Annotated in this window: 21 protein-coding genes and 1 pseudogene; 21 read left to right on the forward strand and 1 reads right to left on the reverse strand. The window is 30.2% G+C overall.

Annotation, left to right across the window (positions count from 1 at the left end; translation table 11 throughout):
* Positions 1-109: 109 nt before the first annotated feature.
* The 14 genes and pseudogenes from CLCHR_RS15050 to CLCHR_RS25675 all read left to right on the forward strand — a co-directional run.
* Positions 110-544: a GNAT family N-acetyltransferase gene (locus CLCHR_RS15050; protein WP_079440660.1), complete on the forward strand. Its 435-nt coding sequence runs from the start codon at positions 110-112 to the stop codon at positions 542-544.
* Between the two features lie 118 nt (positions 545-662).
* Positions 663-1,211 (forward strand): GNAT family N-acetyltransferase, encoded by a 549-nt coding sequence (locus CLCHR_RS15055; RefSeq protein WP_079440661.1) that lies wholly within the window; start codon positions 663-665, stop codon positions 1,209-1,211.
* Positions 1,212-1,535: 324 nt separating this feature from the next.
* On the forward strand, positions 1,536-1,991 hold the full coding sequence (locus CLCHR_RS15060; protein ID WP_079440662.1) for a GNAT family N-acetyltransferase: 456 nt from the start codon (positions 1,536-1,538) through the stop codon (positions 1,989-1,991).
* 248 nt (positions 1,992-2,239) lie between these two features.
* Positions 2,240-2,560 (forward strand): hypothetical protein, encoded by a 321-nt coding sequence (locus tag CLCHR_RS15065; protein ID WP_079440663.1) that lies wholly within the window; start codon positions 2,240-2,242, stop codon positions 2,558-2,560.
* A gap of 43 nt (positions 2,561-2,603) precedes the next feature.
* Entirely contained in the window at positions 2,604-3,269 is a 666-nt protein-coding gene (locus tag CLCHR_RS15070; RefSeq protein WP_079440664.1) for a Type 1 glutamine amidotransferase-like domain-containing protein, read from the forward strand.
* Between the two features lie 78 nt (positions 3,270-3,347).
* Positions 3,348-3,491 (forward strand): hypothetical protein, encoded by a 144-nt coding sequence (locus tag CLCHR_RS24850; RefSeq protein WP_169896811.1) that lies wholly within the window; start codon positions 3,348-3,350, stop codon positions 3,489-3,491.
* Between the two features lie 90 nt (positions 3,492-3,581).
* Positions 3,582-4,187, forward strand: coding sequence for an NUDIX hydrolase N-terminal domain-containing protein (locus CLCHR_RS15075; RefSeq protein ID WP_079440665.1), 606 nt, complete (start codon positions 3,582-3,584; stop codon positions 4,185-4,187).
* A gap of 23 nt (positions 4,188-4,210) precedes the next feature.
* Positions 4,211-4,480, forward strand: a complete 270-nt coding sequence (locus CLCHR_RS15080; RefSeq protein ID WP_079440666.1) for a hypothetical protein — start codon at positions 4,211-4,213, stop codon at positions 4,478-4,480.
* Between the two features lie 17 nt (positions 4,481-4,497).
* Positions 4,498-4,878, forward strand: coding sequence for a hypothetical protein (locus tag CLCHR_RS15085; RefSeq protein WP_079440667.1), 381 nt, complete (start codon positions 4,498-4,500; stop codon positions 4,876-4,878).
* Between the two features lie 214 nt (positions 4,879-5,092).
* The gene (locus CLCHR_RS15090) at positions 5,093-5,995 is read left to right on the forward strand and encodes an aminoglycoside phosphotransferase family protein (protein WP_079440668.1); all 903 of its coding nucleotides are present in this window, start codon (positions 5,093-5,095) and stop codon (positions 5,993-5,995) included.
* A 224-nt stretch (positions 5,996-6,219) separates the two neighbouring features.
* Positions 6,220-6,402 carry a hypothetical protein gene (locus tag CLCHR_RS15095; protein WP_242966096.1) on the forward strand — a complete coding sequence of 61 codons (183 nt, stop codon included), beginning with the start codon at positions 6,220-6,222 and terminating at the stop codon, positions 6,400-6,402.
* Between the two features lie 50 nt (positions 6,403-6,452).
* Positions 6,453-7,415, forward strand: coding sequence for a helix-turn-helix transcriptional regulator (locus CLCHR_RS15100; protein ID WP_079440669.1), 963 nt, complete (start codon positions 6,453-6,455; stop codon positions 7,413-7,415).
* Between the two features lie 242 nt (positions 7,416-7,657).
* Complete coding sequence (locus CLCHR_RS15105; RefSeq protein WP_079440670.1) at positions 7,658-8,284, forward strand: type 1 glutamine amidotransferase family protein; 627 nt, start codon at positions 7,658-7,660, stop codon at positions 8,282-8,284.
* Positions 8,285-8,614: 330 nt separating this feature from the next.
* A pseudogene (locus tag CLCHR_RS25675) lies at positions 8,615-8,764 on the forward strand (hypothetical protein); the annotation flags it as partial.
* Here CLCHR_RS25675 and CLCHR_RS24855 read toward each other — a convergent pair.
* Positions 8,704-8,847, reverse strand: coding sequence for a hypothetical protein (locus CLCHR_RS24855; protein ID WP_169896812.1), 144 nt, complete (start codon positions 8,845-8,847; stop codon positions 8,704-8,706). The pseudogene CLCHR_RS25675 and the gene CLCHR_RS24855 sit on opposite strands and share 61 nt — an antisense overlap.
* A gap of 300 nt (positions 8,848-9,147) precedes the next feature.
* On the opposite strand from CLCHR_RS24855, the gene CLCHR_RS15110 reads away from it, so the two are divergent.
* From CLCHR_RS15110 to CLCHR_RS15140, 7 genes are all read left to right on the forward strand, one after another.
* Positions 9,148-10,068 (forward strand): ATP-binding cassette domain-containing protein, encoded by a 921-nt coding sequence (locus tag CLCHR_RS15110; protein WP_169896813.1) that lies wholly within the window; start codon positions 9,148-9,150, stop codon positions 10,066-10,068.
* The gene (locus CLCHR_RS15115; protein ID WP_079440672.1) at positions 10,065-10,790 is read left to right on the forward strand and encodes an ABC transporter permease; all 726 of its coding nucleotides are present in this window, start codon (positions 10,065-10,067) and stop codon (positions 10,788-10,790) included. The genes CLCHR_RS15110 and CLCHR_RS15115 overlap by 4 nt, the downstream gene beginning before the upstream one ends.
* A gap of 56 nt (positions 10,791-10,846) precedes the next feature.
* Positions 10,847-11,605 (forward strand): nucleoside phosphorylase, encoded by a 759-nt coding sequence (locus CLCHR_RS15120; RefSeq protein ID WP_079440673.1) that lies wholly within the window; start codon positions 10,847-10,849, stop codon positions 11,603-11,605.
* A 67-nt stretch (positions 11,606-11,672) separates the two neighbouring features.
* Positions 11,673-12,374: an alpha/beta hydrolase gene (locus tag CLCHR_RS15125; RefSeq protein WP_079440674.1), complete on the forward strand. Its 702-nt coding sequence runs from the start codon at positions 11,673-11,675 to the stop codon at positions 12,372-12,374.
* Positions 12,375-12,404: 30 nt separating this feature from the next.
* Positions 12,405-12,641: a hypothetical protein gene (locus tag CLCHR_RS15130; RefSeq protein WP_079440675.1), complete on the forward strand. Its 237-nt coding sequence runs from the start codon at positions 12,405-12,407 to the stop codon at positions 12,639-12,641.
* A gap of 129 nt (positions 12,642-12,770) precedes the next feature.
* A complete protein-coding gene (locus CLCHR_RS15135) occupies positions 12,771-12,905 on the forward strand; it encodes a hypothetical protein (protein ID WP_423236642.1) in 135 nt (44 codons plus the stop codon).
* Positions 12,906-12,975: 70 nt separating this feature from the next.
* Positions 12,976-13,401 carry a GNAT family N-acetyltransferase gene (locus CLCHR_RS15140; RefSeq protein WP_079440676.1) on the forward strand — a complete coding sequence of 142 codons (426 nt, stop codon included), beginning with the start codon at positions 12,976-12,978 and terminating at the stop codon, positions 13,399-13,401.
* Positions 13,402-13,540: the final 139 nt, after the last annotated feature.

Consider the following 13,540-nt stretch of genomic DNA (forward strand, 5'->3'; position numbering starts at 1 on the left):
AGGTGTAGCAATCAGAATTTTTAGTTACTGCAACAATGTAAATAAGCACGAACTAAAGATTATTATATAATCTTTACGATAAATAGTAATTTGAAAGGATGAGGGTATTATGATAAGAGAAATAGTAAAAGAAGATTTTAGTGGGTTAATGGAACTATATATGCAACTGGGTGATAATCCAATGCCCGAAAAAACGCCTCAAATAATGGAATTGTGGAATAGAATTTTGCAAGATAAAAATTATCACATTATCATTATTGAGAAAGAAGGAAAGATAGTGTCTTCGTGTGTTTGCGCAATAATACCTAATTTCACACATACTCAAAGACCGTATGCTTTTATTGAAAATGTAGTAACTGATAAAGAATATAGAAAAAAAGGATTAGCTACAGCGTGTTTAAATTATGCAAAAGAGATAGCAGTTAAAGAGAATTGCTATAAATTAATGTTACTAACAGGTTCAAAAAAAGAGAGCACACTAAATTTCTATGAGCAAGCAGGATATAATAAAAAAGATAAGACTGCTTTTATACAGTGGATATAAGATAAATTACAATTTAAGGTTGAGTGTTATAAATAGTAATTTGTAAACGATAGGATAGTTCACTATTTTTATTGAATACTATGTAAAAATTTATATTTAGTACAGGAGGAATAAACACTTGAAGCATGCAGGAACACAAGCAATAAAAACTACACGATTGACACTACGGAAACTCGAACTTACTGATGCCGAAATGATGTTTAGGAATTGGGCAAGCGATGATGAAGTTACACGCTTTTTGCGGTGGGACGCACATAAAACAATAGATGATAGCAAGAACATGATTCAAATGTGGGTTAACAACTATCAATCTGATTCCACTTATTACTGGGGAATGTATTTAAAAGACGGCGAAATGATTGGCTCGATTGGTATCATAATAACTTCAGAACATGACTTCAAGGCTGAATTAGGTTACAAGATCGGTAGCCGTTGGTGGGGTCAAGGATATACTAGCGAAGCGGCAAGAGCAGTTATCGATTATATGTTCAAAAATACGGATATTGAACGAATTGATGCATATAACTCGGTAGAAAATCCTGCTTCAGGGAAAGTGATGGAAAAGGTTGGAATGCGCTATGAAGGCTTTTCACGACACAACTATAAAACCCGTGACGGCTTTCAAGATTGTACTTTATTCGGAATAATACGAGATGAATGGGAATAAGCAAAGATATTGGTGGAGATATGTATAAAGGATCATATGGAATTTTTAGAATGGGCTGCTGCATATGACAATGGAGATATAGATATGAGAAGTAAAGCAAAACATGACGAATGGAGAAAATGCTCCAGTGTAATGAGATGACATTATATGGAATTGTGATTTGGAATATAATTTAGAAATAGTAAAACGTTTTATATAAATTACAATTTCGTAGAGTTGAATTAACATAATTTTAAGCTCAGTTAATTCGCATATTTCTTAAAGTGTGTCGCAACAGTAATTTACTACGAAGTAAGGATTAAAATATGAGGAGGAAAGAAGAACATGGAGATTATAGCCTACAAAATGCAATATTTAGGGAATGTTATAGTTTCAAATATAGATTTAGTTTGTTATGAAGATAAATATTATGAGTCATATAAAATAGTGTATGAGCAATGTTTTTATGAAATGAGAAAAGCTTTGGAATTAGTTCCATATAATTGCTGTGATTCAAAAGACATACTTGATAAGAAAAAGTCAGATATTTTTTTGCTTGTTGCTGATGATGAGATAATAGGTTCTGTTGCAATTTATGGTAATGAAATTGATGACTTAATCGTGTACAAAAAATATCAAGGTCAAGGATATGGGAAAAAACTTCTTTTCTTTGCAATCAGTTATATGCAGAAAAATAAAATAGAACCGATAAAATTATGTGTACTAAAGTGGAATGAAAAAGCTGTAAATCTTTATGAAAAGTATGGCTTTAAGTGTATTAAGATAGAAAAAGTTAGATAGCGGTAATAGCTTATCCAATTAGATTAGTTGGTATAATTCGTATTTACATTGGTGTCAAGTTTTCTAATGGATTTGCGATATTTTTTATATCCCCCCATGTATTGAAGAATTTTTTACTGAGTATCTCAACACCACTAGCCCCCAATTACTTACGAAGTTTTCCCTAAATGAATTTTTAAGAACACATTACTTGCAAAAAATGTCATTATCAATACATAATTGTAAATTATTACGAGGAGAATATAGTTATGATGAAAAAATTATTAATAGGTATTTTAGTTATTATAAGTGTATTGTACTTGAAGTTTGAGGTTTTTAATCCATATAGGTGGGATGGTATTTTAGTAATGAAACACAATGTTATGTATCAAGGAAATCCTGAACTATCTATCAAATACTCAAATGGTGATATAAAGCGTGAAAAAGCTATAGGTATTGTTAAAGGAGAGAGTATTCTTGAATATATATTTATTACATGGGTTATTAAACTCGAGGGGTTTGATGAAGAAGAAACATTTCTAATTAAAGGTCTAATGTTTGATGAAGTGTATACAAAAGTCGATTTTTAAAACGTAATAGAAACTGTTGTGTATTAATAGGGGGAGAATATTTATGGTAAATATGTTATTTAGTTTATATAATTTTCACGAAAGTTGGGCAAAAGATATAGTATCGAAATACATAAATTCTAATGACAAAGTTTTAATAATTCCATTTTCATTTGGTGAAAATATATGTGGTGATAATGATTGGCAGAATGCGTATAGTAAGAATAATGGTAGATATTATAAAAGTATTATTGTACCATTTTTGAATTACGGAATTAAAGAAGAAAATATAGATTTGATAAATTATTTTAAAGATACAAAGGAAAATGCAAAAGTTAAAATAAAAAATAGCGATATAATATTTTTTACTGGTGGTTTGCCAGATAAAATGATGTTACGCTTAAAAGAGTTTGATTTTATTGATGATATTCAAAATTTTACAGGTGTTATTATTGGAAGTAGTGCAGGAGCAATGATTCAAATATCAGAATATCACATTACTCCAGATGAAGATTATAATATATTTACATACAATACAGGACTAAATTTGATTAAAGATTTTGATATTGAAGTTCACTATGAAGAAACTGAAATTCAGGATAAATATATTAATAGGGTGCTAGAAGAAAAAAGAGAGAAGGTATATGCAATTACAAATACTGGTGGAATAATTATTGATAATAAAAAAATAGCCTTATTAGGAAATATTCAGACATTTAGTAAACAGTAATACACAAAATTCTTAAAGTGTGTCGCAACAGTTAGATAACATAAAAGATTGATATATATAGAAAGGAGAGGGTTATAGATGGACAGCGAGAAGATTATTGAAATTACACCAGACAATATCTATGAAACAGGAGTATTGTGTGGGAGTGAAGTTCAATTTAAAGAAGGTAAAATAAAAAAATTGAATGGTATAAAAAACGCTACGAAGAAGGACTTCGAATAAAAATTTCTATTAATCAAGATGGCATGAAAACAGGAATGATAGAATATGTCTGAATTATGATTTTTAGAAATTGTAGGGAGGTTGGGAAATATGGATAATATATTATTACTTTTAGAACAAATACGCTCAATAGCACAACTTGGATTGTGTTATGCAAAAGACCCATATGACCATGAAAGATATGAAAAATTACTTGAATTAGCATCTAATGAATATTCTCAGATATGTAATATTGAAGAGAAATTAATTGTTGAACGATTTAAAAAAGAGTTAGGTTATATAACTCCTAAGGTTGGCGTAAATGGAGTAATTATATCACAAGAAGGAAAAATTCTTTTAGAAAGACGTGCTGACGATAAATTGTGGGGCATTCCTGGTGGTTGGACTGAAACAGGTGAAAGCCCTCAACAATCAATAAAAAGAGAGATTTATGAAGAAACAGGACTTAATGTAGAAGTGAAGGAAATCATAGACATATTTACGAGGATACCAGGAGATTTCGGACAACCCCATACATCATATCATATATTGTTTTATTGCGAGGCAATAGATGGATGCTTAAAAGCATCGTTTGAAAGTATAGAGATTGGATTCCATGACTTTAATAAGATAACTGAATGGCATAGAGACCATCTTGATATGGTTCGGAAAGCGATAGAGTTTTTAAATGAATATAATAAGAAAATCAATGTATGATAATTTTACAGGAGTTATGCAAAATGAACAGATGTAGTGCTTGTGGTTGTGATTTAATTAAACATCATATATTAGAGACAAAGGTTATAAATCCAATGAAAAATGGGTCAAGAATTATAGCACCATCATGTGACCAATGTGGAACTCCAATTACAGTAGAAAATGTATTAACCAATATATCTTCAATGCAGAAAGTAATACTTATTAGTGGAACTGCTGGTGCAGGAAAGTCAACAATAGGACAATATATTGAAAAAAATATAATTACATATTTATTGATGGCGATGCTGTAAGCAAAAAATTAAATTATATGATGAAAACTGCCACTACTATTAAACGTGATGAATACATATGCCATACAGAAACAATAAATACAATGCTTATTACATTGGGGCTGGGATACAATGTTGTTGTTGGATATGTCTTTAATATTAAGGATACTGAGAAATATAAGAATTACTTATCTGAATTTAATATTAATCCAGTCTTTCGTGTGTTAGTTCCTAATAGGGATATTTGTATTACAAGAGATAAAGAAAGATCTTGCTGGACAGCAGGAGTAGAATTTGTAGATAAATGGTATTTAGAACAAGAGTTATATATAGATATCAATATAAACATATGTATTGATAATTCTTTAGAGACAGTAGAAGAAACAGTTAAACGTCATTTTGTTGATTTTCTATATTAGTAGATGTTAAAGGAGTAAGAGGATGGAGTGACAACATAAAATGAAAATAACGCTTACTTAAAGAAATGCACTACATTCTTATAAAACGCAATAGTAAATAAGTGTGACTTAGTTGTTTATTAAACTAACCTATAAATAGGAATTTGTAAGAAAGAGATAATGGAATAAGTGTATTATTTATACAACAATATCATACAGGTTAGGAGAGATTAATATGAGAGAAATACCTCTATACAACACTTTTGAAAAAATTGAACCAATAAATAAAGGAATGTCAGGTGACAAAAAATATTATATTGAAACTGTGGATGGAAAACACTTACTGCTTCGACTTGCGGATTTTTCAGAATATAATCAAAAAAAAACGGAGTATGAATTAATAAAGAATATGATTAACCTTGGTGTCCCTATGCCTTCTCCTGTTGATTTCGGTATTTGTAATGAGAGTAAAAGTGTGTATACTTTACTTAGTTGGATTGAAGGCAATGAAGTTGAAACTACTTTATCAACATTGACAAAAAAAGATCAATATAAATTAGGTATAAAATCTGGAGAAACCCTTCGTAAAATTCATAGTATGTCTGCTCCTCAAGGGATTGATGATTGGTCAGTACGTTATTCTTCAGTCATAAATGAACGATTGGAGGCATTTCGTTCTGAAGGTGTACCTTTCGAGGGAGATAAAGTAATTTTAGACTATATTGAAAATAATAAATCTTTATTAGAAAATCGACCTCAATGTTACCATCATGGAGATTATCATATGGGAAATATGATCCAATCTAAAGATGGAAGCTTATTTGTTATTGATTGGCATACTGTTGATTTTAATAATTATGGAGACCCTTGGTATGAATTTAATCGATTAGGTATAGATTTTCCTGCATTTGCGTCAGGACAAATTGATGGTTATTTTAATCATAAACCGCCAGAAGAATTTTGGAGATTATTAGCATATTACCTATCGACAAGTGCAATAACTTCTATTGTATGGTCAAAGTATTTTGCACCAGAGAGATTATATTCTATTCTAAATTTAAATAAGGATATTCTTCATTGGTTTGATGCTATGAAGAATGTTGTTCCAATATGGTATCGTTCAGAGTTTTTGATATAAAGTGGTGATTTGTCCTATTCAATTATTAATAAGGATAGTATAAAGACTACAAATCGCAATTCATCTAAGAAGTTATATATAATTTAATGTGAACAATATTCTCAAAGTGCGTTACACTAGTAACTTTTGGTGAAGAAAATTAAAATTAATTAATCAAATAATAATTCAAAAAGGAATGATTAAACTATGATTCAACAGTTGACAATGGTAAGTTTAAGACAGTTTTGATTAATCCTAAAAATGAAGTGGAAACTATATTAGAAGGAACTGAGAAAAGCAGAAAAACAATTAAATTAACAAAAGGAAAGTATAGATTCAGAAATGTTGGAGCAAATGCAGACGGGAAAATAAGAATTTCTGTTAGTAGCAATTCAGATGTTAAAATAACAAAAGATAAGAAACAGTAAAATTTATTTATAAATGATACTATTAAAAATCTAGGGAAGTGGGGCGAATTATGCCAAAAAATGATAATATGCTAGCAATTTTATGGATGCTGAATTCAGGTACAAAAATAACTGCAAAGCAAATATCCGAAAGGTTAGAAATAAACATAAGGTCAGTATATCGTTATATGGATGCATTGTGTGTTAGTGGAGTGCCAATAATATCGGAGCCTGGTCATAACGGCGGATATAGTTTGCTTAACAATTTTATCCAAGCACCCCTGTTTTTTGATCTTGAAGAGAAAAAATCACTTTTACATGCTGCCACTTTCGCAATGGAAGCAGGATATCCTTTTATGGAATCACTAAATAGTGCGACATCTAAGTTAAAGATGTTCTCGAATCAAGAACAAGAAAAAGTTCTTAATCGTCATTTAGTCGGATTTGAAGTAGTGAGCCGTATTTGTGATCCAGCTGTCAAACCTATTTTAATGGAAATTGAGCAAGCTGTTGCTAATGAATGTTCTATGGAAATTGAATACTGTACAGGTTATGAAGGGCATCCGAGGCTTAGGGTTGTTGACCCCTATGGGATGCTTTACTGGAACAATAAATGGTATGCTATTGCATTTTGCCATCTTAGGAATGAAATTCGCAGCTTTAGGGTAGATAGAGTAGTAAATATTATAAGCACTAAAAATACGTTTAAGCGTCCTGAAGCCTTTTCTGCACGTGAGTTTTTCACAAAAAACTTATTATCGGATGTGGAAAGCAAAGTAGGACTTTGCACTTTAGTAATTGAGGGCAAATCAGAAGCATTGAATGACCTTTGTGCGCATTGGTTTTTAGGATATCATCTGATAGAACGAACTGAATGCAGAGCTAATTTTTTAATGGATGAAAACTCAATCCATACCTATGTTCCTCATATTCTACTTCAATATGGTAAATCAATAAAGGTGCTTGAACCAAATAGTTTTAAAGATGCTATGGCAGCAATTCTTAGAGATTTGATGGCCCATTATCTTTACTGACCGAATCTGTCAGTGAAGATAATATATAATTCGAGATGTAGCTTGAGACCATCCTTTGACAAATAGCAACAATCAAGTGAAACTTGATTCAGGTGGGGTTTGATCCCCATCTGAATCTTAGTTGAACTTATACCCTCAAGTGGCACCTAGTCTAGGGTCGTGCCGCTGTTAGCTTCCACTTAAAGAAGTGGGAGTGTTACAGCGGCTAGACATCAGATAAAATGAATGTGGAGGAATAGAAAATGAAGAATACAGTATATCTTTATGTATTTGATACAATGGCAGACTGGGAAATAGGTTATTTAAGTACTGAAATCAATTCGGGAAGGTACTACAAAAAGGGATTAATGCCGCTAAAAATAGTAACTGTAGGAATTAACAAGACCCCTATTACTACAATGGGAGGTCTTACAATATTGCCAGAAATTGAACTTAAGGAGTGTAGTATTAAAGATACTGCTGCTTTGATTCTACCTGGTGGGAGTACATGGACAGAAGCAATTCATGGTCCTATTATAAGAATGGCTGAAAAATATTTGGAGGAAGGTATTGTTGTAGGGGCAATTTGCGGTGCTACGATAGGACTTGCTATGGGGGGAGTATTGGATAAGCGGGATCATACAAGCAATGACCTGGGGTATCTTAAAATGGTCTGTCCTAGTTATGATGGAGAGATGTATTATAAGCAGGAGTGTGTAGTAACTGATGGAAGTTTGATTACTGCTTCTGGAATAGCTCCTCTTGAATTTGCTTTGCATATATTAAAAGTTCTAGATGTATTCTTACCGCAAACACTAGATTCTTGGTACAATCTTTATAAAACCCAAGAGTCAAAATATTTCTTTAAGCTTATGAACTCAATTCAATAAAATGGCTTAAAGTGGGTAAGTTAGCTACTTTTCACCTTATAACTCCTTTTAAAAGTCGCGCAAAATGTGAGAAGTGAAGCTCCTTGAGAAAGAACTTCACTTCTTATTTTTTCATATAATCTCCTATTTAATCGCAAAACCAAGCCGTTTCTTTTAGCGATTTAGTTCTACCAATATGTTATGCACTATTATTGCGTAAAGTATAAACAATAAACAGAGATAGTACAGGTGATCATCAGTACTATCTCTTTACAGAGAGTTAGATTTTAACTTAGTTTTAATTCATTTATAATAATTGCCACATATTAAAGAAAATATACATATGATAGAGCCAATTTAGATCATCTCGATAAAATTTGTAAAGTTTTAGAATGTGGTCTTAATGAAATGATGAAGAGTTTACCAGATAAAGTAGTGAATTATTTGCTTTCAACTTTAAAGTCTCTTAAACAAGCCACTATATTACTTTTACTACGGTGAAAATTAACACATTCACAACACTTGCCATGTCTTTCACAAGCAACGTTTGGGCATGTACAATTTTTTTCGTTACAACCAGCCATCTTGAATCCCTCCTAATTAGTTAAATTAATTATCTTTAGTTTATTATAAGTGTAAAGTTGATTTTAAACAATATGTAGTGAATACTTGGTAATTAGTGAAAATAATGTTTTTCGAAAATTGAATAATGCTGTACTTACAAAATATTTTCATGAAAAATGAACCGTGTAATATTTGGGAAATATGCTATAATTTATTAATAAAGGTGAATACTTATAAATTTCAATGAGAATTTTATTAAGGACGATAAATTAATGAACAAGATTACCTTGCGTCAAAAATTATACGAAAGGAATATTAATATGAATTATATATTGAGAACTAATAATCTAACTAAACGTTATGGAGAGCAATTAAGTGTAAATAATTTATGCATTAATGTTGAGGAAAGAGATATATATGGATTTATAGGAAGAAATGGTGCAGGGAAGACTACTACTTTAAAAATGGTATTAGGATTAATACCAGCAACTAGTGGAAGTATGATAGTTTTAGGAAAAGAAGTTAATAAAAGTGATGTTTCTTATTTAAAGGACATAGGTTCTATTATAGAATTTCCTTCATCCTATGAAAATCTAACTGCTTATGAGAATCTGAAGCTTCATGCTGAATACATGGGATTAACAGATAAAAATATAATAGATGAGTGTTTAGACAAAATGGATCTTTTAAGAGATAGAGATAAGAAAATTAGAAATTTTTCATTAGGAATGAAGCAAAGACTTGGTATAGCACGTGCAATTCTTCATAAGCCAAAACTTTTAATTTTAGATGAGCCTACTAATGGTCTAGACCCGCTAGGAATAAGAGATCTTAGAAACTTCATAATAAGACTGGCTCATGAGGATGATTTTACTTTTATAATATCTAGCCATATTTTAAGTGAGCTTGAACTTATAGTGACTAAGTTAGGTATCATAGAAAAAGGTGTTTTATTAAATGAAGCCTCAATGAAACAAATTAATAATAGTTATGAGGAACATGTTGATGTTAAAGTTAATGATGTTAAGAGAGCACAAATAGTTTTAAATGAACGTTTGAATTTAAATAGTACATTAATTGATAATGCCTATATAAGACTTAGCATAAAAGGAAAAGATATAGGTACAAACTATATAAGTAAAGTGCTGGTTAATAATAACTTAGATTTATTTGAATTAACTACACATAAAGAAGGTCTAGAAGACTATTTTGTAAGAGTTTCAGGAGGAGTAAGATTATGATGAAATATGTCTTAGCAGAAATTTTCAAGTATAGAAAGGCAAAGATTAGATTCTGCACAATAGTATTATTTATTCCTATTGTTATTTCATTTATAATATATGGTTTTAATGAAAAATATAATTATTTAATTATATGGGAAGATTACTTCAATGTAATATTAAACTTTCTAAATGATATTGTAGCTCCCATAGTTTATGGAATAATATCCGCTTATATCTTTGGACATGAATATGAAACCAAAACTATGAATGTGATGTTTACTTATCCTATTAATAGAATGAAGCTTTTAATTTCTAAACTTGCATGTATTTTTTATATTATAGCAAGCACTTTAATCTTAGCATTTTTTACTTCATTAATTTTAGGACTTTTAATAAAGCATGAAAGCTTAACTATGGATTTTCTTATATATTATTTTGTATCATTTTTAAAGATGATAATATTTCACTTTATGCTTGTTTGCATAACTTGTGCAGTAGCTATTTATACCAAAAGTGTATTACCAAGCATAATATTTGTCATATCAGCTACTTTTGTGAATTTAGTAGTAGTAAATACACATTTATCAGCATTTTATCCATGGAGCGCACCGGTTTTACTAAGTCCACATGAAGGAGTGGGAAGAACTTATATTCCATATACTTTAAATATGATATCGTTAGTAGTTATTTTTTTAATTGGTCTCACTATATCAATTAGAAAATATAAATATGTTGAATAGCGCATATATATGATACTGAAAAAATAAATTATATTTTATAGAGGAGAAATTATTTTATGATAACTAATACTTTTGATGATAAAACAGAAGCTATAATTAGTCCTGAAAATTTTTATGGAGAAAAAGAAAAAGTATGTGAGATTTGTATTATAACTTTTTCATATGTTGTAATAGAGAATGTTTTACAGACATTTAGATGTGAAAAAATTGATGATATAGCGTCAGCTAATGGCTTAACTCCAATTTATAAATTGAATTATAAAGGAAAAGAAATTGCATTTTATATGACGATGATTTCGTCAACAGGTGCAGGGACATGTATTGAAGAAGCTCATTGCTTAATTGGTGCCAAAAAATATATAATGTTTGGTTCTTGTGGTTGTTTAGATAAAGAAATTGCTGCAGGGAAAGCAATAATTCCAACAGAAGCCTACCGTGATGAGGGTTTTTCTTATCACTATGTTCCAGCGGCCGATTACATTACAATTAGAAATGCTGATATTGTTGCAAAAGCTTTTGAAGATATGTGTATTCCTTATGTAAAGGGGAAAACATGGACAACTGATGGTATTTATCGCGAAACAAAAGCTAATATGGAAAAAAGGAAAAAAGAAGGCTGTATTGCAGTAGAGATGGAATGTGCTGGTGTACAGGCTGTGTGTGACTTTAGAGGACTTGAATACTATGATTTCTTAATTAGTGGAGATTTACTTGATTCGCAGGAATGGGACCGAAGAATATTAGGTGACGATGAAGAAAGAAATCATCAGTTGAAAAATTTTTATATAGCTTTAGAATTAGCTTTGAGAGTTTAATAAATATTAATTTATAGTGGAGTTTTATGGAAAGATCAATTGCCTCATCAATGAAAAGGAGTTAATTATGAACATTATAAATACAAGAAGAATGGAAATAGAAAATATTCCAGCGATTTTATGGGGAAAACCTTCAGATAAAATATATATATTTGTTCATGGAAAAATGTCAAGTAAGGAAAGTGCATATGGATTTGCTGAGATAGCAGTCGAAAGAGGATATCAGGTTCTTAGCTTTGACCTTCCAGAACATGGTGAACGAGAAGATAAAAATTATAAATGCAATGTTTGGAATGGGGTACATGATGTTGAAATAATTGGAACATATGCACAACAAAATTGGAAGGAGATAAACTTATTTGGATGTAGCCTTGGTGCGTATTTTAGCTTACTTGCATATAAAAATTTTCCGGTAAAAAAATGTTTATTTCAGTCACCTATTGTTGATATGGAACATTTGATAAATAAAATGTTCAAATGGTTTAATGTCACAGAAGAATTGCTTAAAGAAAAAGGGGAAATATTTACGCCAATTGATACTCTTTCATGGGATTACTATTGCTATGTAAAAAAACATCCAATTGATAAATGGAATATACCTACTGAAATTATTTATGGAACAAAAGATAATTTGCAAAATCGTGCTACTATAGATAGTTTTGCAAAAAAGTTCAGTAGCAACTTAACAGCATCACTAGGAAGTGAACATGATTTTCATACGAAGGAGCAATCACAAGATGTTGCACAGTGGTTAAGAAAGTACATTTAATAGGATTTATATAATATAGGAGGAGAGTATATGACAAATAATGATATATTGAATATAGCTATGCAGCAGTCTGCCATCGATAGTAACTGCCATATGGATGACTTTAAAAGATTTGAAAACAAAGTTGTAATTTCAAGATGCAATCAAAATGCAAGAAAGTATCTTGAATTACCTTTTTTATGCGACTTAACTTCGTACGGCAATAATATTGTTGCTTCTGTTTCAGAGGAATTATCAACAATCGTTACTGAGTATATCAAGAGATAATGTTAAGGAGATTAATATGAGTCAATAAATTTCTACATTCCACAGAGTATTTTGTGTTTAATTAAATAAAGGGGGGAACCGTATTTTGTATAGCATTAAAGAAAGTTCAAAAGATGAAGAGGATTTAGTTTGGACTGGAATAGCTGTCATTTAGCACATTTACAAGCAAAAGATTTTTATTTAAAGAATGGATATGAAGTGTTTGGTGAATTAGATAATGTTCCTTTAGGACATAAACGATATTATATGAAAAAGATATTATAAACTGAAAGAAAATATAACTAATACCTAATGTAGATTAAGGCGTACATAAATAAGCAGGAGGAAGCCGAATATGAAAAATTATCTTATTGAAGAAAGTACAAGAGAAGAATATGATTTGGTTGATAATGGGATAGTTGAATATAATTTATCCAAAGTTCCTTTTACAAAAGAACATTCTTCTATTTCAATTAATAGAGTAATAAAAGATTTGAATGGAGATGCATTAGCAGGAATAAATAGTCAATTATACTTTTCGAATTGCTTACATGTAGATGTTTTATGGGTTAAAGAGGAGTATAGAAAAGAGGGATACGGTTCAGTACTTTTAAATGAAGTAGAAAAAATTGCGAAAGAAAAAGGATGCAATTTAATTCACTTAGATACCTTTGATTTTCAAGCGAAAGATTTTTACCTTAAACATGGATATGAGGTTTTTGGTATATTAGATGATTACCCAATGGAGCATAAACGTTATTATATGAAAAAGAATATATAGTTCAACATATTATTAAAGTGTGTCGCAACAGTAAATTATTATGAATTAGTAAAATAACAGTACAATTAAAATAATACAACTTTTAGAGGGGCTAATATGAATATAGTTAATAAGACGATATTTTCTAATGATATATTTG

Origin of the sequence: Clostridium chromiireducens (assembly GCF_002029255.1) — a bacterium.
Classification (GTDB): Bacteria; Bacillota; Clostridia; order Clostridiales; family Clostridiaceae; genus Clostridium; species Clostridium chromiireducens.

Coding starts and splice junctions, on each gene's coding strand:
- CLCHR_RS15105 (WP_079440670.1), top strand. CDS start 7,658: ATGAAGAATACAGTATATCTTTATGTATTTGATACAATGGCAGACTGG.
- CLCHR_RS24855 (WP_169896812.1), bottom strand. CDS start 8,847: ATGGCTGGTTGTAACGAAAAAAATTGTACATGCCCAAACGTTGCTTGT.
- CLCHR_RS24850 (WP_169896811.1), top strand. CDS start 3,348: ATGGACAGCGAGAAGATTATTGAAATTACACCAGACAATATCTATGAA.
- CLCHR_RS15130 (WP_079440675.1), top strand. CDS start 12,405: ATGACAAATAATGATATATTGAATATAGCTATGCAGCAGTCTGCCATC.
- CLCHR_RS15140 (WP_079440676.1), top strand. CDS start 12,976: ATGAAAAATTATCTTATTGAAGAAAGTACAAGAGAAGAATATGATTTG.
- CLCHR_RS15085 (WP_079440667.1), top strand. CDS start 4,498: ATGATGAAAACTGCCACTACTATTAAACGTGATGAATACATATGCCAT.
- CLCHR_RS15065 (WP_079440663.1), top strand. CDS start 2,240: ATGATGAAAAAATTATTAATAGGTATTTTAGTTATTATAAGTGTATTG.
- CLCHR_RS15050 (WP_079440660.1), top strand. CDS start 110: ATGATAAGAGAAATAGTAAAAGAAGATTTTAGTGGGTTAATGGAACTA.
- CLCHR_RS15115 (WP_079440672.1), top strand. CDS start 10,065: ATGATGAAATATGTCTTAGCAGAAATTTTCAAGTATAGAAAGGCAAAG.
- CLCHR_RS15100 (WP_079440669.1), top strand. CDS start 6,453: ATGCCAAAAAATGATAATATGCTAGCAATTTTATGGATGCTGAATTCA.
- CLCHR_RS15070 (WP_079440664.1), top strand. CDS start 2,604: ATGGTAAATATGTTATTTAGTTTATATAATTTTCACGAAAGTTGGGCA.
- CLCHR_RS15075 (WP_079440665.1), top strand. CDS start 3,582: ATGGATAATATATTATTACTTTTAGAACAAATACGCTCAATAGCACAA.
- CLCHR_RS15090 (WP_079440668.1), top strand. CDS start 5,093: ATGAGAGAAATACCTCTATACAACACTTTTGAAAAAATTGAACCAATA.
- CLCHR_RS15060 (WP_079440662.1), top strand. CDS start 1,536: ATGGAGATTATAGCCTACAAAATGCAATATTTAGGGAATGTTATAGTT.
- CLCHR_RS15080 (WP_079440666.1), top strand. CDS start 4,211: ATGAACAGATGTAGTGCTTGTGGTTGTGATTTAATTAAACATCATATA.
- CLCHR_RS15120 (WP_079440673.1), top strand. CDS start 10,847: ATGATAACTAATACTTTTGATGATAAAACAGAAGCTATAATTAGTCCT.
- CLCHR_RS15125 (WP_079440674.1), top strand. CDS start 11,673: ATGAACATTATAAATACAAGAAGAATGGAAATAGAAAATATTCCAGCG.
- CLCHR_RS15110 (WP_169896813.1), top strand. CDS start 9,148: ATGAATTATATATTGAGAACTAATAATCTAACTAAACGTTATGGAGAG.